Origin of the sequence: Asanoa siamensis, from assembly GCF_016862555.1 — a bacterium.
GTDB classification, from domain to species: domain Bacteria; phylum Actinomycetota; class Actinomycetes; order Mycobacteriales; family Micromonosporaceae; genus Asanoa; species Asanoa siamensis.
Genome location: NZ_BONE01000049.1, coordinates 36,767 through 58,663, shown reverse-complemented (window position 1 = coordinate 58,663; position 21,897 = coordinate 36,767). Strand labels below are relative to the sequence as shown.

General features: G+C 73.1%; 17 protein-coding genes. 14 read left to right on the top strand and 3 right to left on the bottom strand.

Annotation, left to right across the window (positions count from 1 at the left end; genetic code table 11):
- The first annotated feature begins 62 nt into the window (after positions 1 to 62).
- Genes Asi02nite_RS26900 through Asi02nite_RS26885 form a run of 4 tightly spaced genes read left to right on the top strand, consistent with a single transcriptional unit; the run spans position 63 to position 4,695 of the window.
- Entirely contained in the window at positions 63 to 1,241 is a 1,179-nt protein-coding gene (locus Asi02nite_RS26900; RefSeq protein ID WP_203716704.1) for a CaiB/BaiF CoA transferase family protein, read from the top strand.
- The gene (locus Asi02nite_RS26895) at positions 1,238 to 2,035 is read left to right on the top strand and encodes a citryl-CoA lyase (protein WP_203716703.1); all 798 of its coding nucleotides are present in this window, start codon (positions 1,238 to 1,240) and stop codon (positions 2,033 to 2,035) included. The genes Asi02nite_RS26900 and Asi02nite_RS26895 overlap by 4 nt, the downstream gene beginning before the upstream one ends.
- Positions 2,036 to 2,049: 14 nt before the next feature.
- Positions 2,050 to 3,027, top strand: coding sequence for a ThuA domain-containing protein (locus Asi02nite_RS26890; RefSeq protein WP_203716702.1), 978 nt, complete (start codon positions 2,050 to 2,052; stop codon positions 3,025 to 3,027).
- Between the two features lie 60 nt (positions 3,028 to 3,087).
- A complete protein-coding gene (locus Asi02nite_RS26885; RefSeq protein WP_203716701.1) occupies positions 3,088 to 4,695 on the top strand; it encodes an FAD-dependent oxidoreductase in 1,608 nt (535 codons plus the stop codon).
- Between the two features lie 45 nt (positions 4,696 to 4,740).
- Here Asi02nite_RS26885 and Asi02nite_RS26880 read toward each other — a convergent pair whose 3' ends face one another.
- Positions 4,741 to 6,891, bottom strand: coding sequence for a bifunctional SulP family inorganic anion transporter/carbonic anhydrase (locus tag Asi02nite_RS26880; RefSeq protein ID WP_239127127.1), 2,151 nt, complete (start codon positions 6,889 to 6,891; stop codon positions 4,741 to 4,743).
- A 213-nt stretch (positions 6,892 to 7,104) separates the two neighbouring features.
- On the opposite strand from Asi02nite_RS26880, the gene Asi02nite_RS26875 reads away from it, so the two are divergent.
- The 8 genes from Asi02nite_RS26875 to Asi02nite_RS26840 all read left to right on the top strand — a co-directional run bounded on the left by Asi02nite_RS26875 (position 7,105) and on the right by Asi02nite_RS26840 (position 17,500).
- Entirely contained in the window at positions 7,105 to 8,286 is a 1,182-nt protein-coding gene (locus Asi02nite_RS26875) for an ROK family transcriptional regulator (protein ID WP_203716699.1), read from the top strand.
- Between the two features lie 152 nt (positions 8,287 to 8,438).
- Positions 8,439 to 9,539, top strand: a complete 1,101-nt coding sequence (locus Asi02nite_RS26870) for a sugar ABC transporter substrate-binding protein (RefSeq protein ID WP_203716698.1) — start codon at positions 8,439 to 8,441, stop codon at positions 9,537 to 9,539.
- Positions 9,536 to 11,089 carry a sugar ABC transporter ATP-binding protein gene (locus tag Asi02nite_RS26865; protein ID WP_203716697.1) on the top strand — a complete coding sequence of 518 codons (1,554 nt, stop codon included), beginning with the start codon at positions 9,536 to 9,538 and terminating at the stop codon, positions 11,087 to 11,089. The genes Asi02nite_RS26870 and Asi02nite_RS26865 overlap by 4 nt, the downstream gene beginning before the upstream one ends.
- Positions 11,082 to 12,020, top strand: a complete 939-nt coding sequence (locus tag Asi02nite_RS26860) for an ABC transporter permease (protein ID WP_203716696.1) — start codon at positions 11,082 to 11,084, stop codon at positions 12,018 to 12,020. Before Asi02nite_RS26865 ends, Asi02nite_RS26860 begins: the two co-directional genes overlap by 8 nt.
- Entirely contained in the window at positions 12,017 to 12,943 is a 927-nt protein-coding gene (locus tag Asi02nite_RS26855; RefSeq protein WP_203716695.1) for an ABC transporter permease, read from the top strand. Before Asi02nite_RS26860 ends, Asi02nite_RS26855 begins: the two co-directional genes overlap by 4 nt.
- A complete protein-coding gene (locus Asi02nite_RS26850) occupies positions 12,936 to 13,781 on the top strand; it encodes an SMP-30/gluconolactonase/LRE family protein (RefSeq protein ID WP_203716694.1) in 846 nt (281 codons plus the stop codon). The genes Asi02nite_RS26855 and Asi02nite_RS26850 overlap by 8 nt, the downstream gene beginning before the upstream one ends.
- A 29-nt stretch (positions 13,782 to 13,810) precedes the next feature.
- Entirely contained in the window at positions 13,811 to 16,570 is a 2,760-nt protein-coding gene (locus tag Asi02nite_RS26845) for a helix-turn-helix transcriptional regulator (protein WP_203716693.1), read from the top strand.
- A 174-nt stretch (positions 16,571 to 16,744) separates the two neighbouring features.
- Entirely contained in the window at positions 16,745 to 17,500 is a 756-nt protein-coding gene (locus Asi02nite_RS26840; protein ID WP_203716692.1) for an EAL domain-containing protein, read from the top strand.
- 6 nt (positions 17,501 to 17,506) lie between these two features.
- On the opposite strand, the gene Asi02nite_RS26835 is transcribed toward Asi02nite_RS26840, so the two are convergent.
- The gene (locus Asi02nite_RS26835) at positions 17,507 to 18,022 is read right to left on the bottom strand and encodes a nitroreductase family protein (RefSeq protein ID WP_203716691.1); all 516 of its coding nucleotides are present in this window, start codon (positions 18,020 to 18,022) and stop codon (positions 17,507 to 17,509) included.
- A gap of 144 nt (positions 18,023 to 18,166) precedes the next feature.
- Here Asi02nite_RS26835 and Asi02nite_RS26830 point away from each other — a divergent pair, with 144 nt between their 5' ends.
- Together Asi02nite_RS26830 and Asi02nite_RS26825 are read left to right on the top strand one after the other, a co-directional pair.
- On the top strand, positions 18,167 to 19,462 hold the full coding sequence (locus Asi02nite_RS26830) for a KAP family P-loop NTPase fold protein (RefSeq protein ID WP_203716690.1): 1,296 nt from the start codon (positions 18,167 to 18,169) through the stop codon (positions 19,460 to 19,462).
- Positions 19,459 to 21,261, top strand: a complete 1,803-nt coding sequence (locus tag Asi02nite_RS26825; protein WP_203716689.1) for an Hsp70 family protein — start codon at positions 19,459 to 19,461, stop codon at positions 21,259 to 21,261. Before Asi02nite_RS26830 ends, Asi02nite_RS26825 begins: the two co-directional genes overlap by 4 nt.
- On the opposite strand, the gene Asi02nite_RS26820 is transcribed toward Asi02nite_RS26825, so the two are convergent.
- Positions 21,254 to 21,883, bottom strand: a complete 630-nt coding sequence (locus Asi02nite_RS26820) for a TetR/AcrR family transcriptional regulator (RefSeq protein WP_203716688.1) — start codon at positions 21,881 to 21,883, stop codon at positions 21,254 to 21,256. The two genes, Asi02nite_RS26825 and Asi02nite_RS26820, sit on opposite strands and share 8 nt — an antisense overlap.
- Between the last annotated feature and the right edge of the window lie 14 nt (positions 21,884 to 21,897).

The window sequence follows — 21,897 nt, the reverse complement described above, 5'->3', positions numbered from 1 at the left end:
GAATCCGGAGCGCCGACCGGCAGGTCGGACCCGGGCCGGCGCCGACGAGCGAGAGGCGACGCATGGACGATCGACCGCTGCGTGGCATCCGGATCCTGGACCTGACCAACGTGCTGGCCGGTCCCTACTGCAGCTACCACCTGATGCTGCTCGGGGCCGAGGTCGTCAAGGTCGAGAAACCGGGCCACGGCGACCTGGCGCGCAACCTCGGGCCTGACCCCGGCCTCAACAGGGCCGGCATCGGTGCCTCCTTTCTCGCGCAGAACGCCGGGAAGAAGTCGGTCGAGCTCGACCTGAAGGCGCCGGGCGACCGGGCCGCCTTCGAGGAGCTGCTCCGAGAGTCCGATGTGCTGCTCGAGAACTTCCGGGCCGGTGTGCTGGGCCGGATCGGCTACGGGTGGGACGTCCTGCACGCGCTGAACCCACGCCTGGTCTACTGCGCGATCTCCGGCTTCGGCCAGACGGGGCCGATGAGCCAGGCACCGGCCTACGACCAGATCATCCAGGGCCTGTCCGGGATGATGAGCATCACCGGTACGCCCGAGACCGCCCCGCTGCGGGTCGGCTTTCCCGTCTCCGACTCCGTCGGTGGCCTGGTCGCCGCGATGTCCATCTGCGCCGCGCTCGCCGGCCGGGCGAGGACCGGCGAGGGCGTGTTCCTCGATGTGTCCATGTTGGAGGCGTCGCTGTCGGCCATGGGCTGGGCCGCGTCGAACTATCTGGTCAGCGGGGTCGCCCCGGAGCCGATGGGCGACCAGAACGCCACCGCGGCGCCCTCGGGAACCTTCGACACCGCGGACGGCGCGCTCAACATCGCCGCCAACCGCCAGGAGCAGTTCGAGGTGTTGTGCCGCCTCGTCGAGCGACCCGACCTCGTCGACGACCGGCGCTTCGCGGACCGCGAGGCCCGCAAGGCGCACCGGGTCGCGCTCAACCGGGAGCTCAACACCGCGCTGCGCCGCCGCCCCGCGCTGGAGTGGGAGGAGCTGCTGTCGCGGGCGGGCGTCCCGGCCGCGCGGGTGTTGACCGTTCCGCAGGCCGTCGGGCTGGAACAGCTGCGCGTCCGTGGCTTCTTCACCGACCTGCCGTTTCCCGGCCATCCCGATCGGACGTTGCGGGTGAGCGGCAACGGCGTGCACGTCAACGGCGTGCCGCTGCGACCGATGGCGCCACCGCCGCTGTTGGGCGAGCACAATCCGGGGCGGGTCGGCGCCGCCACGGACGAGGTGTCGACCCGATGAGCGGCGAGCCGAGCGTCCAGGACGTGTCGGACTGGTGGGCCACGGCCGTCTCGCGCGTCGAACCCGACGTCATCGAGTTGCGCGGCCGGCCGATCCAGGAGCTGATCGGCACGACCAGCTTCGCCGGGGTCATCTGGCTGCTGCTGCGCGGCTCCGCACCGACGCCCGGCCAGCAGCGGCTCCTCGAGGCGGCGCTCGTCAGCTCGGTCGACCATGGTCCGCACGCACCGTCGATCGCGATCGCGCGGATGGCCGTCACCTGCGGCATCGGGCTCAACGGCGCGATCGCCAGCGGCGTGAACACGCTCGGCGACGTGCACGGGGGTGCCGGCGAGCAGTGCATGGAGATGCTCGCCGAGGTGACCCGGCGCGATGGGACGGACCTCGATGGCGCCGCCGCCGAGGTCGTGTCGCGCTGGCGCCGGCGGGTGCGCTACCTGCCCGGTTTCGGGCACCGGTTCCACACCGTCGACCCGCGCCGCGCGCCGCTGCTGGACCTGGTCCGGGAGGCTGCCGCCGGCGGACACGTCGACGGCGCGTACCTGCGCGCCGCGGAGGCGGTCGAGCGGAACCTGGCGATCGGCCGGGCGCGTCCCGTACCGATCAATGTGGACGGACTGACCGCCGTCGTCTACGGCGAGCTGGGCTTCCCACCGCCACTGGCCCGCGGCCTGTTCGTGCTCAGCCGCAGCGTGGGCATCCTCGCCCACGCCTGGGAAGAGGCCGGCCAGGGCCGGCGCAACAAGGGTCCGATGCCCCCTTCCGTCCTACCCACGTACGAGGGACCTTCCTGACGAAGGAGCAACCCATGCCCGTGAGACGCGACACCGTCCTCGCCGCCACGATCGGCGCCGCCCTGACCGCCATCCTGCTCGCCGGTGCCTCCCTGCCCAGCGCGGCCGACCGTGCCGCGCCCCGTCCGAAGGACACCGGCGCGCAACACCTGGGCGACCCCGACTACGGCGTCTGCCGCGGCACCAACCCTGCCTGTTACCACGACTGGGGCAACTTCGACCCGGCCGCCGACGGCTACCGCGTGCTCGTCTACAGCCGCACCGCCGGCCCGCGGCACGCCCACCTCGGCCCGGCGCTGCCCGCCGGGCTCAACCCGCCCCTGACGCCGGCCCACGCCGCCCAGAGTGCCCTCGTCGAGCTGGGCGCGGAGCACGGCTTCGCCGTCGACTGGACCGAGGACGTCACCCAGCTCTCGTCGCCGTCGCGGCTGTTCCGCTACAACGCGGTCATCTTCATGAGCACCACTCGCGACGCGCTCGACGACCCGGCGCAGACCGCGCTGCGCCAGTACGTCCGCGGTGGCGGCGGCTTCGTCGGCATCCACAACGCGTTCGGCACCGAGTACAACTGGGAGTGGTACGAGGGCCTGCTCGGCGGGGCCAACTACTACGACCACGGCCGCAACCAGCCGGGCACCGTGGTGACCGGCAGCCGTCGGGACGCCTCGACGGCCGGGCTGCCGGCCCGATGGGACTTCGCCGACGAGTGGTACAACCTCGTGCCGTTCCCGAGCGACGTCCGCGTCCTCGCCCGCGTCGACGAGGCGACCCTGCCCGACGGTGCCGAGGGCGGCAGCGGCCACCCCGGCCACGGCCGCGACCACCCGGTGTCGTGGTGCCAGTACTACGACGGCGGGCGGTCCTGGGTCACCACGCTCGGCCATGCGGTGGAGGCGTGGACCGACGCGCCGATGGCCGGCGACCAGCAGTTCATGGCGCACGTCCTGGGCGGCATCGAGTCCGCGATGGGTCGCGCCCCGTTCTGCCGCTGACTTCGCGGTGCCGTCGCGTCCCGGCATCGCGAGGCGTCCGGCTTGGTAGGGTCGACCATTGTGGACGACGCGGAGGGCGGCGCGGCACCGCGCGGACCGTTTCTGGACCCCGACCAGTTCCGCCGCCTGGCCGCCTACGGCGAGCACGAGCTCGTCGAGACCGGCGACCATCTCTTCCGCACCGGCGACAGCACGTACGACTTCTTCCTGCTCGACTCGGCCCGCGTGGAGATCTTCCGCGACCCGACGGCGATCGCGCCGGAGCGGTTGATCTTCCACGCCGGCCCGGGCGACTTCGTCGGTGAGCTCAACCTGCTGACCGGTCAGCACGTCCACCTGACGGCCCGGGTGGTGGAGGGCGGCGCGGTCGTCCGGCTCGGGTCGGCGATGCTGCGCCGGGCCCTCGCCGAGCAGGTCGACGTCGCCGACATCGTGCTCGCGGCGTTCCGCGAGCGCCGCGACGTCATCCGCGCGGCGGCCGGGGACGTCCTCGAGATCGTCGGCCGGCCGGACGCCGCGGAGACACTGGAGCTGCGCACCTACCTGAGCCAACTGCTGCTGCCGCACTCCCTGCTCGACGCGGCCTCGGACTCCGGGCGCACGCTGATGCGCCTCGCCGGGGTCGGCGCCGACGAGCTTCCCGCGGCGACCATCGCCGGCACCACCCTGCGGCGCGCCACCCCGAGCACGGTCGGCGAGCACCTCGGCCTCACCTATCGGTCGGACGGGCCGCCGGCCGACCTCGTCGTGGTCGGCGCCGGCCCGGCCGGGCTGGCGGCCGCCGTCTACGGCGCCTCCGAGGGCCTGTCGACCGTGCTGCTCGACCGCACCGGACTCGGCGGCCAGGCCGCCAAGAGCGCCCGGATCGAGAACTACCTCGGCTTCCCACAGGGCATCAGCGGGGAGAACCTGACCCGGTTGGCGATGGTGCAGGCGCTCAAGTTCGGCGTGCGGATCTACGCGCCGTGCGCGGTGGCCGGCCTGGACCTGCGCGACGCGCGCCGCCCGGCCGTGGTGCTGGCCGGCGGCGAGCGCATCGGCTGCGGGGCGGTCATCGTCGCGACGGGCGCGCGCTACCGCCGGCTCGACATCCCGCGCTGGTCCGCGTTCGAGGAGGCGGGCGCGATCCGCTACGCCGCGACCGAGCTGGACGTGCGGGAGTACGAGAACCGGCCGGTGACGGTCATCGGCGGCGCGAACTCGGCCGGCCAGGCGGCGCTCTCGCTGGCCGGCCGGGGCGCCACGGTGGACCTGGTCGTCCGCGGTGCCGACCTCGGCGCGCGGATGTGGTCCTACCTGACCGAGCGGATCCACGCGCATGCCCGGATCCGGGCGCACACCGGCACCGCGGTCCGCGAGCTGGCGGGCGACGACACGCTGAGGTCGATCGTGGTCGAGCGGGCCGGCGGGCAGCGGGAAGAGCTGGAGTCGCGGGCGCTGTTCTGCTTCATCGGCGCCGAGCCGGTGTCGGGCTGGCTGGCGGGCGTGGCCAAGGACGACAACGGCTTCGTCCGCACGGACGGCGCGGGGGCTCTGCCCTACCAGACGAGCGCGCCGCGCGTGTTCGCGGTCGGCGACGTCCGCGCGGGCTCGATCAAGCGGGTGGCCACGGCCGTCGGCGAGGGCGCGAGCGCGGTCTCCTCGGTGCACACCGCCCTCGCCGACTGACCTCGGCACTCGCCGGCGTAGCGGGTTCCTGGAAGAGCTTCCATGTCAACGCGTGCCGACGGCCTCGCCCGCGTCGTCGAGCACGTGCATCCGGGCCTCCGCGATGTCGAAGTACATGCCGACCAGGCGCAGCCGGCCGGCGGCGAGTGCCGCCCGGACGCTCGGGTAGGTGCGCAGGTGGTCGAGCTGGCGCCGGACGTTGGCCTGGCAGTGCCGCAGCTCCACGTCCGCGTCCGGCTCGCCGGTCACGGGTGGCGCGCCGGCGTGGCTCAGCCACCGGCCCAGTGCCGCGTCCGGTGTGGTCGAGCCGGCGATCAGGGCGCGGACCGCGCCGCAGGCCGAGTGGCCGCAGACCGTGATCGTGGTGATGCCGAGCACGTCCACCGCGTACTCGACGGCCGCGCCCACGGAGTCGTCGCCCGCGCCGTGCGGCGGGACGATGTTGCCGATGTTCCGTACGCAGAACAGGTCGCCCGGGCCGCTCGCGGTGATGAGGTTCGGGACCAGGCGCGAGTCGGCGCAGGTGATGAAGAGCTGCTGTGGTCGCTGGCCGTTGGCCGCGAGGTCGGCCAGGTGCGGGCGGACCAGCGGCGCGACCGTGCGCTCGAACTCGTCGATGCCCGCCGCCATCGCCCGTGCCGGTCGGCCGTCGGCCGCGTGGGCCGCCTGCCACTGCGACCAGGACGCCAGGAAGCGTGGTACGTGCGTGGGCGTGCTCTTGCCGTGGCCCAACCGGCCCGAGCGCGCGCGGTGCAGCCACTCCCGGTGCGTCTCCTGCACCCGCACCTGCCCGCCGCCGCGCTCGTACGCCTGGCGCCATTGCTCGATGGCCTCGAACGCGCCGTGGTCGAGGTAGTCGAGATGCAGCTCGAGGTCGACCGACTGCCCCGGCGGCACCGCGCCCAGCTCCCGGGTGAGCCGGCCCGCGGCGACGAAGGCCAGCGTGCCCGTGACGGTGACCAGCCAGCGGCCCGGCTCGCGTTCCGTGCTCCGGATGTCGCAGCGGGCCAGCCGGTAGAGGGTGAGCCCGAGCGCGACACCGATGCCTGCGGTCACGCCGAGCATGAGGTCGGTCAGCACCACGCCGCCGGCCGTCACGAGATAGACGGGCAGCTCCCGGTGCCGGGCGTACGTGCGCAGGTGGGCGAGGCTGACCAGCCGGATGCCGACGACGACGAGCACGGCGGCCAGCGCCGACATCGGGATCAGCTCGAGGACGTCCGTGAAGGCCAGCGCGAAGACGGCCAGCCAGAGCCCGTGCAACACTGTGGAGAGGCGGGTCCGCGCGCCGGCGGCCACGTTGGCGGAGCTCCGCACGATGACGCCGGTGACCGGGAGGCCGCCGAGCGCGCCGGAGACCATGTTGGCGGTGCCCTGCGCCACCAGCTCCCGGTCGAGGTTCGCGCGCGGCCCGGCGTGCAGCTTGTCGACCGCGACCGCGGAGAGCAGCGACTCGACGCTCGCCACGAGCGCGATCGTGACGGCGGCCAGCACGATCTCGGCGACGGGCGCGTCCGGCCAGCGCGGAAAGGTGAGCTGGGCGGCGGCGAGCGAGACCCGGGGCAGGTCCAGGCCGGCGATCGTCGACACCGCCGTGGCCGCGGCGACCGCCACGAGCGCCGCCGGCAGCAGCGAGACCTTCACCAGCCGAGGCCAGACCAGGAGGATGACCATCGTCAGTACGCCGATCGCCACGGACGCGTCGTGGTGGCCCAGCATCCGCTGGGGCAGGTCGCGCAGGTTCGCGAGCGGTGAGCTGAGCGGCGTGCCACCGAGCACCACGTGCGCCTGGCCGATGACGATCACCACGCCGATGCCGGCCAGCATGCCGTGCACCACCGCCGGTGACAGCGAGAGCGCCGCCCGCCCGAGCCGGGACAGGCCGAGGCCGACCTGCAGGGCGCCGGCCATCGCGACGATCGCCACGGTGCCGGCCCAGCCGAACTGTGCGACCGTCCCGACGACGATGACGGTCATGCCCGCGGCCGGCCCGCTGACCTGCAGCGGCGCGCCGCCGAGCGCGCCCGCGACGACACCGCCGACGACGGCCGCGAGCAGGCCCGCGAACAGCGGCGCACCGGACGCCGCGGCGATGCCCAGCGACAACGGGATGGCGACCAGGAACACCACCACCGACGCGGGCACGTCGTGGGTCAGGGCGGAGCGGAGCCGGGACTGCTGGTGGGGCGACGGCATGACGTCCTCTCTCGACACAGGGGGCGCGACCAGCATGCCCGGTTTGGCCGGTTGAGGAGGATATTTCCGCCTGGGACGTTGCTGAGAGCCGGTGCCGCTGTGTTTTGACTGGACCAGTCTTAATAGGACCGCTTTTTCGCGGAAACACGGTGGAGTATTGACTGCTATCGGCATAGGACTCGATACTCGGTCGCACCCGAGGGAGGAGGTGCGATGTCGTCTCCCGTCCCGTCCGCGCAGCGTTCGGCCAACCGTGCCCGGGTGGTCCGCGCGCTGCGGGAGCGCGGGGCGCAGAGCCGGCGCGCACTCGCCGAGATCGGGTTGTCGCGCTCCACCGTCAAGAGCGTCATCGAAGAACTGCTCGACGACGGCACGATCACGGAGGTGTCCGACGCCGAGCGGCGTACGGGCACGGGGCGGCCGCCCACGCTCGTCGGGCTCAACGGCGACCTCGGCGTGGCGGTGGGCCTCGAGATCGCCAACGGCGTGGTCCGGGCGGGGGTCTGCGACACCGCCCAGCAGCTGCTCCTGCACGACGCCGTGCCGATGGACGACCACACGCCGCCCGAGGCCACGCTCGGGACGGCGGCCACGCTGGTCGGGCGGATGCTCGACCGGCTCGGCATCGGGCGCGACCGCGTGCTCGGCGTCGGGGTCGCGATGCCGGGCCCGATCCAGCGCAACACGGGCGTCAACGGGCGGGCGACCACGCTGAAGCCCTGGGTCAACGTCAACCCCTACGCCACGGCGGCCGGCGTGCTGCGCCTGCCGCTGCTGGTCGGCAACGACGCCAACTTCGCCGCGCTGGCCGAGACCACCTGGGGTGTCGCCCGCGGCATGCGGGACGTCGCCTACGTCTACACGGCGTCCGGCATCGGCGTCGGGTTCATCCTCGGCGGCGCGCTCTACGTCGGCGCCAACGGCACGGCCGGCGAGCTCGGCCACACCACGATCGACGAGAACGGCGAGGTCTGCCGGTGCGGCGGGCGCGGGTGCCTCAACACGCTCGCCAACGCCGACTCCATCACCCGGAAACTGTGGCGCAGCCACCACGACCGGCTCTCCATCGCCGACGTGATCAAGATGGCGAAGCTGGGCGACGTGGGCTGCCGGCGCGTCATCGCCGACGCCGGGCGGCACATCGGCCTGGCCGCCGCCAACATGTACAACCTGCTCGACCCCGAGCTGATCGTCCTCGGTGGAAACCTCGCACCGGCGGGCGAGATCCTGCTGGCTCCCCTGCGGGAGTCGATGGCCCGGCGTGCGATCCACGCCGGGGAAGTGCTGCCTCCGGTCGTCGTCGGCGCGTTGGACGAGCACAGCGTGGTCGTCCTGGGAGCCGCGGCGGCGGTGCTGCGGGACACCGAACGGTTCCCGCTGCCCCTGCAGAGATAACGAGCCCGAACGGCCAGGGCCGCCAAGCCCTGGCCGCCCAGCCACACGCCAGTGCGGGCACTCACACCACAGGTGGCCGGCGGTTGCCCCCGCCGACCACGAGCCAGGCGCCGCAGGTCGGACCCGTCGCGCCCTTCACAGGTGGAGCAACCATGAATCTACCTCGACACCTCGCGGTCGTCGCCGCGACGCTGGTCCTGTTCGCCGGGGCCTGCAGCGACGCCGGCAGCCCGGCCGCCACCGACGACGCCGCGGGCGGCGGCAAGATCAAGATCGCCCTGTCCAACTCGTTCATCGGCAACCAGTGGCGCGTGGAGATGGAGAACGTCTACAAGGCCGCCTGCGCCATGCCGCCGTACGTCGACGAGGTCGAGTGCAGCGTCTTCAACGCCGGCAACGACGTGTCGACCCAGTCGCGCCAGATCTCCAACCTCATCTCGCAGGGCGTCGACGCGATCGTCGTCAACGCCGCCTCGACCAGCGGCCTCAACGGGGTGGTGCAGCAGGCCTGCGACCGCGGCATCGTGGTCGTCTCGTTCGACAACGTCGTCGACAACACGTGCGGCCTGACGGTCAACACCGACCAGGTCAAGTTCGGCCAGCAGCTCGCGCAGTTCATCGTCGACGAGCTCGGCGGGCAGGGCAACGTGGTGATGGTGACCGGCGTCGCCGGCACCGGCGCCGACAACGACCGCAACAAGGGTGCCAAGGAGGTCTTCGCGGCCCACCCCGGCATCAAGGTCGTCGCGACCTACACCGGCATGTGGGACTCGGCCACCGCGCAGCGGGCGACCTCCGGGCAGCTCGCGAACCTGCCCAAGGTGGACGGTGTCTGGGTCTCCGGCGGCACCGACGGCGTCATCAAGGCCTTCGCCGCCGCCAACCGCCCGATGCCCGTCGTCGGTGGCGAGGCCGAGAACGGGTTCCGCAAGTACATGGCCGGCCTGCTCACCCCGAAGGTGAACGGCATGTCGATCGGGCAGCCGCCGTTCCTGTCGGTCATCTCGCTCGAGCTCGCCCGCGCCGTGGTCAAGGGCGAGCACCCGAAGGAGAGTGTCACGATCCCGTTCCCGGTCGCGACGTCCGACCACATGGTGCCCGGCGAGACGGTCTTCCCCGACCTGCCGGACAGCTTCTTCGCCGACTTCACCGACTCGGGACCCAACGCCACCGTCGTCCTCTGCCAGGAGGCGGCGACGGACGGGACCCCGTGCCCCGGCAAGACCCTCGACGTCAAGCTCGGCACGCCATGACCGAGACCCCGTCGATCGCGCCGGCGCCGTCGCGGTCCGGCTCCGAGACCCTGGCGGTACGGGCATCCGGCGTCGACCGCGCCTTCGGCGGGGTCCAGGCGCTCCGGGACGCGTCGTTCGCGGCGCGTCCCGGCGAGATCCACGCCCTCGCCGGTGAGAACGGCGCGGGCAAGAGCACCCTCATCAAGGTCCTGTGTGGAGTGATTCGGGCCGACCGAGGCGCGGTGGAGATCTTCGGCACCGAGGTCACGCGGGTCGTCGGGCCGGCCGCCCGACGACGGCTGGGGGTGGCGACGGCGTTCCAGGAGCTGTCGCTGCTCCCGGACCTGACGGTGGCGGAGAACCTGCTCCTGCACGATCCGCCACGCGGGCGGCTCGGGCTGGTCCGCCGGGGTCGCCTGGCACCGGTCGCGCGGGAGGTGCTGCGCCGTTACGGCGTCGACGACATCGACCCGCGCGCCGCGGCGGCGGACCTGTCGGTCGCGCAGCGGCAGGTGGTCGAGCTCGTCCGGGTGCTGGCCGGCGAGCCCCGGGTGGTCATCCTCGACGAGCCGACCGCCGCGCTGCCCGACCGGCAGGTCGAGTGGCTCGCCCGACACATGCGGCGGCTGCGCGACGACGGCTGCTGCGTCGTCTTCACCTCCCACCGCTGGCGGGAGATCGAGGCGCTCGCGGACCGGGTGACGGTGTTCCGCAACGGCACCCGGGTCGCCACGCGGGAGCGGCTCTCCGAGGCGGAGGCGGTCACGCTGATGAGCGGGCGGAGCTTCGCCGGGGCGTACCCGACGATCAGCGCCCGGCCCACCGACGAGAGCGCGCTGCGGGTCTCCAACCTGTCCGGCGGGCGCCTGCGCGGGGTCGACCTCGACCTGCGGCGTGGCGAGATCCTCGGTGTCGGCGGCCTCGCCGGCCAGGGCCAGCGGGACCTCTTCCTGACGCTGTTCGGGGCGCGGCGCGCCGAGGGCGGCACGATCGAGGTCGACGGCCGGGCGGTCACCGTCCGATCGCCGAAGGACGCGATCCGGGCGGGCGTCGGCATCGCCTACGTGCCCGAGGACCGCAAGGCCGAAGGGCTGTTCCCGCCGTTGTCGATCCGCGACAACATCGCCACGGCGACGCTGTCGCGGCGTGCCACCGCCGGGTTCGTCAACCGCTCCGCCGAGCGGGTGGCCGTGGCGTCCATCGTGGACCAGCTCCGCATCGGGGCGGGACGGTCGACGAGCGGGGCCGCCGACACCCTGTCGGGCGGCAACCAGCAGAAGGTCGTGATGGCCCGCTGGCTGCTCACCGACGCCCGCATCCTGCTGCTGTTCGACGTCACCCGCGGCGTCGACGCGGCCACCAAGCACGACATCTACGAGCTGGTCGACACGCTCGCCGCGCGCGGGAAGGCGATCCTCTACCACTCCAGCGAGACCGAGGAGATCGCCCACCTCTGCCACCGGGTCCTGGTGCTGCGCGAGGGCCGCGTGGCGGCCGAGCTCGCCGGGCCGGTCGGCGACGCGGAGCGGATCGTCGCGGCGTCCATCAAGGAGAGTCAGGATGCGTGAAGCGTTGCGCCGGGTGAGCCTCGGCTATCTGGTGCTGGCGGCCACCGCGGTCGCCTACCTCGTCGTCTACTCGTCGCGGCTGGGGCGCTTCCCCACGTCGTTCGACTACCTGTCGATCCTCAACACCACGCTGCCGCTCGTGTTCGTCGCGATCGGGCAGAGCCTGGTCGTGCTCACCGGCGGCATCGACCTCTCGGTCGGCGGCATCGTCAGCCTCTGCGTCGCCGTCACCGCGTCGACGGTGTCCACGTCGGCACTGTGGCTCGTCGCGGTGCTGGCCCTGGGCGCCGCCTGCGGCGCGGTCAACGGACTGATCGTCGCCTACGGCCGGATCGCGCCGATTCTCACGACCCTGGCGACGCTGTCCGTCTTCACCGGTCTCGCGCTGCGGGTGCTGCCGGTGCCCGGCGGCTCGATCCCGCCGCAGGTGCGGCACGTGCTGACCAACCCCGCGACCCCGACAGGCCTGATCTGGCTCGGGCTCGCGGTCGCCGGCTGGCTCGTGCTGCGCCGCACCCGGTTCGGCATGCGGGTGTACGCGATCGGCAGCGACGAGGCCAGCGCCCGCGCGGTCGGCGTGCCGGCGGCTGCCGTGAAGCTGAAGGTCTACGCGCTCGCCGGGCTGTGTGCCGCGCTCGCCGCGGTGTTCTACGTGTCGACCACGACCTCCGGCGACGCCAACGCCGGCGCACCGTTCATCCTCACCTCCATCGCGTCGGTCGTCGTCGGCGGCGTCGCGTTCACGGGCGGGCGCGGCAGCGCGCTCGGCGCCGTCGCGGGTGCCGTGGCGCTGACGCTGGTCATCGACATCCTGTTCTTCGCGGGCATCGACCCGCTCTACCAGTCGCTCTTCCAGGGCCTGTTCCTGGTCGTGGCGGTGCTGCTCGGCACCGTCGCCGCCCTGGCGGCACGCCGCCGGAGGCCCGCATGAGCCGCCGCGTCCTCTACGCGCTCGCCGGCACCACGGCCGTCCTGCTGGTCGGCGCGATCCTGCACCCCGGTTTCGCGTCCTGGTCGAGCCTGCGGGTGATGCTGGTCGTCGCCAGCTTCACCGGCTTCGTCGCCGCCGGGCAGATGCTCGTCGTGCTCGTCGGCGGCATCGACCTGTCGATCCCGTGGGTGCTCAACGGCGCCGCGATCGTGCTCACCACGTCGAGCCTGGGCCAGACCTCGCGGGCGCCGCTGGCCGTCGTGCTGGCGCTGGGTGTGGGCGCGCTCGTCGGGCTCGGCAACGGGTTCGGCGTCGCCTGGCTCGGTGTGCCGGCCGTCGTCATGACGCTGGGCATGAACGGGGTGATGCAGGGGCTGACGCTCGGGCTCTCGAAGGGACTCACCTGCGCGTCCTGCGGCTCGTACGCCCCGTCGCCGTTGCGTGGCCTGTTCTCCGGCGCGGTGCCGGGGCAGCTGTTCCTCTGGGGCGGAGTGGCGCTGCTGATGACCGTGCTGCTCACGCTGACGACCTTCGGGCGCCGGGTGTACGCCGTGGGCGTCAACCCGCGCGCCGCGTTCCTGTCCGGCGTGGGCGTGCGCGGCGTGACCGTGGCGCTCTACACGCTCAGCGGGGTCTTCGCCGCACTGGCCGGGATCGCGCTCGTGGCCTACGGCGGGCAGCCGTCGCTCGGCCTCGGCGACCCGTACCTCTTCGAGTCCATCGCCGCCGTCGTGGTCGGCGGCGTCTCCATCCTCGGCGGCCGCGGCCACTATCTCGGCGTCATCGCCGGCTCGGTCACCCTGGTGGCGGTGACGACGTTCCTCGCCGCGCAACGCGTCCCCGAGTACGGCCGCCTCATGATCTACGGCCTGGTCATCCTCGCGATCCTGTTCGCCTACGGCCGGGAGAAGGCCCATGACTGACGTGACCGTGTTCAACGACATCCCGTGCACGCTCGGCGAGAGCGCGTTGTGGGACGGGTCCCGCCTCTACTGGGTCGACATCCTGGAGCGGCGGATCTACGCGAAGGCGTGGCCGGCCGGCCCGGTGCGGACGCTGCCCGTGCCGGACCTGGTCGGCAGCGTCGCGCTGCGGGCGGGCGGCGGGCTGGTGGCGGCGTTGCGGGACGCCATCGCCTACTGCGACGTCGACGCGGGGACGGTCGAGGTCGTCCGCGGCATCGACACCCCGCCCGGCACGCGGCTGAACGACGGCGCGGTCGACCCGTACGGCGCGTTCTGGTTCGGCTCGATGGACCTGGCCGAGAAGGAACCGCTCGGTTCCTTCTACCGGCTCGAGCCGTCGCTGACTCTCATCCGGGCCTTCGGCGGGATCGTCTGCTCCAACGGGCCGGCGTGGAGCCCGGACGGCCGGACGCTGTACCACGTGGACTCCACGGTCCGGGTCATCCGCTCCTACCCGGTCTCGCCGTCGGGCGTCGTCGGGGAGGGCGTGGTCTTCGTGTCCGATGTGGAGCACGGCTGGTTCCCGGACGGTGTCACGGTCGACGCCGAGGGGTTCGTGTGGAACTGCAAGTTCGGCGGCGGCCGGATCGTCCGCTATGCCCCGGACGGCACGGTCGACCGCGTGGTGCCGGTGCCCGTGGCCAACCCGACCCGCTGCGCGTTCGTGGGGCCGGACCTGGACCTGCTGGCGGTCACCTCGGCGCGGCTCGGCGGCGACCCCGCTCCCCTGGCCGGCCAGACGTTGCTGCTCGATCCCGGTGCGCGTGGGCTGCCCGCTTCCCGCTATGCCGGTTGACAGCGGTCCACGGGATTACTGTGAAAGGGATGCATCCAGGACAGGGACTGTACGGTCGGGCCCACGAGTGCGAGGTGCTCGACGCGCTTCTGGACGAGGCCCGGGCCGGTCGGCACGTGGTGCTGGTGTTGCGCGGCGAGTCCGGTGAAGGCAAAACGGCCCTGGTGGACTACCTGGGCGAGAAGGCCGCCGACGCGCGGATCATCCGGGTCACCGGCGTGCAGTCCGAGATGGAGCTGCCGTACGCCGGCCTGCACCAGTTCTGCGTCTCGATGCTCGACCGACTGCGCGACCTCCCCGGCCCGCAACGGGAGGCGCTGGGTGTCGCGTTCGGGCTCGTCGACGGGGCGGCACCCGAACGGTTCCTGGTCGGTCTGGCGGTGTTGACCCTGCTGTCGCAGTCGGCCGACGGCAAGCCCGTCGTCTGCCTGATCGACGACGTCCAGTGGCTGGACCACGCCTCGGTGCAGGCGCTCGCGTTCGTCGCGAGACGGCTGGGGGCCGACCCGATCGCCCTCGTCTTCGCCCAGCTCGACCCGAGCGACAACCATGAGCTGTTCGGGTTGCCGGAGCTCGCCGTCACCGGGCTGGACGACCGGAACGCGCGCGCCTTGCTGGCCGCGGCGGCACCGGCGCTGCAGGACGAACGGGTGCGGGACCGGATCCTCGCCGAGGCGCGCGGGAACCCGCTCGCGCTGCTCCAACTGCCGGCCGAGCTCACGTCGACGGAGTTCGACAGCCGGCCCAGAGCCCGGCCGCTGGAGAGCCGGTCCGCCCGGATCGAGGACGCCTACCTGCGGCGCATCCGCGCCCTGCCGGCCCACACCCAGCAGTTCCTGCTGCTGGCGGCGCTCGAGTCCGTCGGTGACCCGACCGTCCTGTGGGGGGCCGCGCGCGTGTGCGGCCTCGAGGACGACGCCGCCGCACCGGCCGAGGCCGCCGGGCTGATCACGCTGGGCACCCGGGTCCGCTTCACGCATCCGCTGGTGCGGTCGGCCGTGCACCGGGCTGCCGGGCGCGCCGACCGGCAGGTCGCCCACCGGGCGCTGGCGGAGGTGACCGATCCCCAAACCGATCCGGACCGGCGCGCATGGCATCTCGCGGCCGCGGCGGTCGCCCCGGACGAGTGGCTGGCGGCGGAGCTGGAGCGCTCGGCGAGCCGGGCGCAGGCGCGCGGCGGGGCCGCCGCGGCGGCGGCGTTCCTGCGGCGGGCCACCGAGCTGACGCCGGTGCAGGCGCACCGCGGCCGGCGGGCCCTGGCCGCGGCGGAGGCCGCGGTGGCCGCCGGCGCGCCGGACGCGGCCGACGAGCTGCTCGCCACCGCCGAGATGGCCCGGCTGGACAGCCTGCAGATGGCCCGGCTGGAACGACTTCGCGCGGACCTGGTGTTCAAACGCAGTCGCGGCACCGACGCACCGGCGCTGCTGCTCGACGCGGCGCGCCGGCTCACGCCGCTGGACGTGCCCCTGGCCCGCGAGACCTACCTGGAGGCGCTGCTGGCCCCGGTGTTCGCCGGTGCCGGACGCCTGGAGCCGGAGCACGGCGTGCGCGTGGTGGCGGAGGCCGCGCGGTCCGCGCCCGGCAACCCGGGCAGCCGCGATCCGGTGGACCTGCTGCTCGACGGCCTGTCGGTCCAGTTCACGGAGGGGTACACGGCGGGGGCGCCGCTGTTGCGGCGCGGGCTGCGGGCCAGTCTCACGCGGGAGCAGCGCACGCTGATCTGCGTGGCGGCCTCCCTGGTCGCCGCGGAGCTGTGGGAAGGGCCGTCGTGGGCCGACCTGCTCGGCCGACACGTCCAGGAGGCTCGCGCGAGCGGGATGCTGAGCCTGCTGCCCACGGCGCTGGACTACCTCGCCAGCTTCCACCTCCAGGCCGGGGACTTCGTGACCGCGGCCGCCATGACCGAGGAAGCCGCCGCCCTCAGCGGTGCCATCGGGCTGGCGCCGCTGCCGTACACCCCGATCATGTTGGCGGCCTGGCGGGGCGACCAGGCGAGCACCGAGGAGCTCACCGAGGCCGTGGTCCAGGAGGCGTTCCCCCGTGGGGAAGGCAGCGCCCTCGTGCTGACCGAGTACGCGGCGGCGGTGCTCGACAACGGGCTCGGCCGTTATGCCACGGCGCTGGCCTCGGCCCGGCGGGCCACCGCCGGCGACCAGCTCGTGGCGAAGTCGTGGGCGCTGCCCGAGCTGGTCGAGGCGGCCGCGCGGCTGGAGGAGTGGGACGTCGGCGAGGCCGCCCTGCGCGAGCTGACGAAGCGGACCCAGGCGAGCGGCACCACGTGGGCGCTGGGGACCGAGGCCCGGTCGCGGGCGCTGCTCGCGCGCGGTCCGGACGCCGACGGCCTCTACCGGACGGCCATCGACAAGCTGACCGGGTGCCGCATGAGCGCACACCTGGCGCGCGCGCATCTCGTGTACGGCGAGTGGCTGCGCCGCAACAACCGCCGGGCCGACGCCCGCGACCAGCTCCGGCACGCCCACGACCTGTTCACCCACATGGGAGCGGACGCGTTCGCCGAGCGGGCGCGCAACGAGCTGCTGGCCACGGGCGAGACGGTGCGCAAGCGTACGCCGGACACCACGATGGACCTGACGCCACAGGAGACGCTGATCGCCTCGCTGGCCTGGGAGGGCCGGACCAACCAGGAGATCGGGGCCGAGCTGTTCATCAGCCCGCGGACGGTCGAGTGGCACCTGCGAAAGGTGTTCGCGAAGTTGGCGATCGGCTCCCGTCGGGAGCTGCGGGACACCCCGCTGGACACGGGCATGGCGGTGCCCGCGTCCCGGTGACGGCCCTCCCGTGCCCCTGAACCGGACATCCGGGCCTGGTCCGGGCTCCCCCCGGGGCCCCCGTGAACCCGACCGGGTGCCCCGGGACCCGCGTCGCCGACAGGGCTGATGCCACCACGTGCCCGGCCACAGTGGGGCGGTCCTCAGTTCGCCTCTCCCAGGAGCCCGCAGATCATGACCACCTGCCTGCCCGAGCCCACCCTCGCCGAAGCCGTCGCCCACGACGAGCTACGGCTGCTCTACCAGCCCATCGTGCGGATCGCTGACCGGGCCGTCGTGGCGGCGGAGGCCCTGGTGCGCTGGCAGCACCCGGACCGCGGGCTGATCACGCCGGCCGAGTTCCTGCCGGCCGGCCACGAGGCGGGTCATATGCCCCTGCTGGACCAATGGGTGCTGCAGCGGGCCTGTGGCGACCTCGCCTCGCTCGGCCGGCTCGCCCCCGCGCACGTCAACGTCAACCTCTCCGCGCCCACGCTGGCGACCGACTTCTGCCACCTGGTCACGTCGGCGCTGCACCACGCGGGGCTGCCCCCGGAGCGGCTGCGGCTGGAGCTGTCCGAAGGCGCCGACCTCACGACGCTGACCCACGCGGCGCCCCGGCTGGAGAGCCTGATCGCGCGCGGCGTCGGCGTCGCCCTCGACGACATGGGCACGGGGTCGACGGACCTGCGCTACCTGTCGCGGCTCGCCCTGCACGGCATCAAGATCGACCGTGAGTTCGTCGGCGGGATGCTGCACAACCCGCGCGACCACGCCATCGTCCACCTGCTCACCGACCTGGCCCACACCCTGCGGTTGCACGTGACGGCGGAAGGCGTCGAGACGGCCGAACAGCTCGCGGCGCTGGAGCGGATAGGGGTCGCGTACGCGCAGGGCTACCACCTCGCGCGGCCGTTGACGCTGGCCGAGTTGGCCAGCAGCCTGGCCTGACCCGCGTCACCAGCGGCCGCGGTGCACGACCTCGTCGAAGGGGCGGCGGTTGGGGCGCTTGACGGGCCGCAGCGGCCGGTCGGCCGGGTGGCCGACGCCGAGCAGGTAGGCCACCTCGTGGTCCTCCGGCACACCCAGGATCGCGCGCGCCCGGGCCTGGTCGCCCACCGAGGAGTGCCCCGTGCCGATCCCGCGGTCGGCGGCGGCGAGCATCATGGCGTAGGTGGCCTGACCGAGGTCGTACTGGTCGAGCACCTTCTGCCGCTCGTCGACGGGCAACGGCACCACCAGCGCGATCGCGGCGGCCGCGCGTCCGATGTGCCCCGCCGAGGGCCACACGGTCGCGAGATCGGTGAGCTGCGCCCGGTCGGTGACGAGGACGAAGTCCCAGTGCTGCCGGTTGGACGCGGACGGCGCCCGCCAGCCGGCCTCGACGATGCGGTCGAGATCGTCGCCAGACACCGGGTCGGCGGTGTAGTCACGCACGTTCCGCCTGGCCCGAAGGGCATCCCACGTCTCCATCGCGGTCCAGTCTAGGCCGGGTGGCGGATCGTGTCGGGAAATCGACGCGGCGTGTGTACGGCGTGCCCGATCAGGTGATTTCGCGTGTGGCGGCGGCCGCCAGAATGGAATGATTCGCATTCGCACCGTCGAATGGAGTGTCCATTGGGGCCGATCCTGCTGACAGACAACCCGATCCGGGGCACGTCGGCCGACGAGTTCGGTTTCCAGGACCACGCGGAGCTGCTCTGCGACGCGATCGCGGCCACATCGGACCTTCCGCTGACGCTCGCCGTGTTCGGCCCGTGGGGTTCGGGCAAGTCGAGCTTCCTCAACGTGTGCCGCGACCTGCTGGACGCGAAAGGCATGTCCACGGTCGCGTTCAGCCCGTGGAAGTACGACAAGCGCGACGAGGTCTGGCACGCGCTCATCCAGACGCTGCTGAACGAGCTCGTCCGGGCCGCCGCGAGCTCGCCCGAGCCCGCCGTCCGCAACCGGCTGCGCGGCACGCTGGCCCGGGTGGCCCGGCTGTCCGCGTCGGCGACCTGGCTCGTCGCCCGCCAGCTCATCACGACCGCCACCGGCAGCCTGGTCTCGGTCGACGACCTCGAGTCACTCAAGCAGCAGGCGCGGAAGGAGTTCTCCGGCACGGAGGCCGCGGGCCAGGAGCTGCCGGCCGACATCTACGGGTCGGTCAACCGGTTCGAGAAGGACTTCACCGAGGTGGTCCGGGCGCTGACCGGCGACCGCCCGCTCGTCGTCTTCATCGACGACCTCGACCGCTGCCGCCGCGAGACGGCGCTGTCGGTGCTGGAGGCCCTGCGGATCTTCACCGGCGACGCGCCGTGCGTCTTCATGATCGCGATGGACCAGGGCGCCCTCGTCGACGCGGCGGCCGCCCAGTTCGACGGCGACCGCACGCGTGGCCGGTGGTACCTGGAGAAGCTCGTCAACTTCGCCTACCACCTGCCGGCCGTCCGCTACGAGTCGCTCTGCAACTCGGTCCGGCCGCGGCTGTCCCACCTGCGCGACGACCCGGTGCTGTGGGAGGTCGTCCGGGTCGCCTTCGAGAACAACCCGCGACGCGTACGCCGGTTCGTGAGCAGCCTGAATCTCACGCTGACGATGCTGGGCCGGATCGGCGACCAGTCGGCGGAGCGTATGCGGCAGGTCGCCATCCTGCTCATGCTGCGCCAGGAGCACCCGGAGTGCTTCGCGGCGCTCTCCGTCGACCCGCACGTCTGGGAGCGCCTCGCACACGCGGCCGACCCGCCGGAGCTGACCAAGCAGGTCGACCGGAACCTGGTCGCCGCCGATCCACGGCTGCTCGCGACGTTGCGTACCATCGCCGCCCCGGGTTCGGGGTTCGTGTTCCCGCCGCCCCCGTCGGCGGACCTGCTGACCCTGCTGACCGACGTGCTCGTCGTCGGGACCGTCACCGGCGCCGCGGAGGGCGAATGACCATGGAGTGGCTCGCGAAGCGGTACGCGATCGGTCTCGACATCGGCGACGGCGAGAGCTGTCTGGCCTGGACGGACACGGAGGACCACACCGAGCCGGTCGTCTACACCCGACCGGTCACACAGGAGCGCAGCGTGCTGACCGCGACGGCCCGCGCGCGCGACGGCGCGTGGGTCTTCGGCGAGCAGGCCCTGATGGTCGGCGACGCGGTGCAGTTCACCGTCAACGTGAAACGGCCGCCGGAGACCGACCTGCAGACGCCCGACTCGGTGCTGTTCGCGCAGCTCCTGCTCGGCGAGTTCTTCACCCGGCATCCGGAGCTGCGCGACGACTGCCACGTCGTGGTCGGTCACCCGTCGGGCTGGCCGGCCGGGGCCGTCGACATCTACCGGCGGGCGCTGACGAGCTCGACCGTGCCTGTCTCGCTGCTGTCCGAGTCGCAGTCGGCGCTCGTCCACGTCTGGGAACGCGACACCGACGGCCCGCTCGACAACGTGCTGATCGTCGACGTCGGGTCCTCGACGACCGACTTCACGATCATCCGGGACCTCGAGCCGCGCAACATCCCGCTGGGCGCCGACGTCGGCTGCCGCGAGATCGACGCGGAGCTGGCCACCTCGGCCATGGCGGCGCTGGGCGGGAAGCCGGCCTTCCAGCGGGCGATGGACCGCCCGGACGCCGCGATGCTGCTGCGGCTGGCCTGCCGCCGGGCGAAGGAGGCCCAGTTCTCGGGCGCCACCTTCATCCTGCACGACCGGCCCGAGGCGCTCGACCCCGCGCTGGCACCGATCTTCGACCTCGCCACCGGGTGGCTGCGTACCCAGGACATCAAGCATCTGGTCGCCCGTACGGGCGGCTGGGCCGACCGGTTCGAGGCGCTGCTGACCGAGGTCCGGGCCTGGCTGACGGTGCCGCCGGCCCTGCTCGTCCTCACCGGCGGCGGCAGCCGGATGGACGTAGTCGCCGCGCGCTGCCGCGCCGTGTTCCCGGAGTCGGACCTCGACCACGACCCGGAGCCGTCGTTCTCGGTGGCCCGCGGCCTGGCCGGGGCCGGTCGCCACCAGGCCCGGGTGGCCCGGTTCCGGCAGGAGATGACGGGCCTCCCGCAGATCCCGGAGGTGGAGGAGGCCATCCGGGAGCACACGCTGACGACGTTCGAGGAGACCAAGCAGGTGGTCCTGGCCCGGCTGCGGGCGGCGAAGACCGCGGACTGGTCGAAGGAGGTCGACTCGCTGCCGAGCTCGGAAGCCGACGCGCAGCGGACCGAGAACGGCCTGGACCGCATCATCCGGCCGCACGCCGAGGCCATCTGCCGCCGCTACGGCATCGACGTCGAGATCGGCACGTCGATCAAGCTCACGCCGGGCCGGATGTTCACCCTCAACTACGTCGGCCGGATCGCGGTCGCCTCGACCAGCCCGCAGGTGCTGTCGGCGGCGGCGTCCTCCGGACGACCCGCGGTGCCCATCAACCCGGCGACGGTGCAGCTCCTCGCGAAGGCGGTGGCGGGCGGTGTGGCCGCGGTGCGCCAGCACGGCTTCGCGGCCGCGGTGGGGCGCGGCGCCCGCGTCGGCGGGAAGTACGCCCTGATCACCGGCGGGGTGGTGGCGGCGGGCCTGGCCATCGCCGTGGGCACCGACAAGGTCATGGACGTCCGCCACCGCAAGGCGTTCCTGGCCACGGTCGAGGCGGCGGAACTCCCGAACGAGTTCGTCGCCGACCTGGTGGCGGACCTCTCCAGCGAAATCTCCCGCGTTGTCAACGAAAGCGTCGCCCCGCTCCTCAAGCTCGTCAGCTAGACCCGCCGGGCTGGTCGGCGGGGCGGCGGTAGACGCCGTACCACCAGGTGCGGCCTAGTTCGCGGCAGAAGGTCGCGTCGTCCGCCGGGTCGCCGTCGGCCACGTGGTCGACGATCGCGCGTTCGCCGCCCTTGACGATGATGCGGGCCACGCTCGGCAGGTCGATGTCGGCCGGCGTGCGGCCCGCTTCCTGTTCCTGGCGGAGCAACCTGATCGTGTTGTCCGTGAACTGGCCCAGGCGCTCGTACCAGTAGTCGCGCACCGTGCGGTCGTAGGTCGCGACCTCCGTGATCGCGCGCAGCACCGCCGCGTGCTCGCGGTAGATCGCCACCACCTGCAGGAACGCGTCGGCGACCGCGTCGACCCCGTCCTTGGGCTCCCAAGCCGACGCGATCGTGAACGACGTGCGCGTCAGGCCCGCCGCCAGCCGCATCAGCAGGTCGGTCTTGTCGCGGAAGTGGATGTAGAAGGTCGAGCGGGCCACGCCCGCCTCCGCGCAGACCTGCTGGATGCCGAGCTCCGTGAAGCTGGCGCCGTCGATCAGCAGGCGCTCGGTCGCGGCCAGGATGTCGGCCTCGGCCGAGGCCGGTCGGCCGGCGCGGCGCCGGGTGATCGAGGGCATGTGCGGATCCTAGT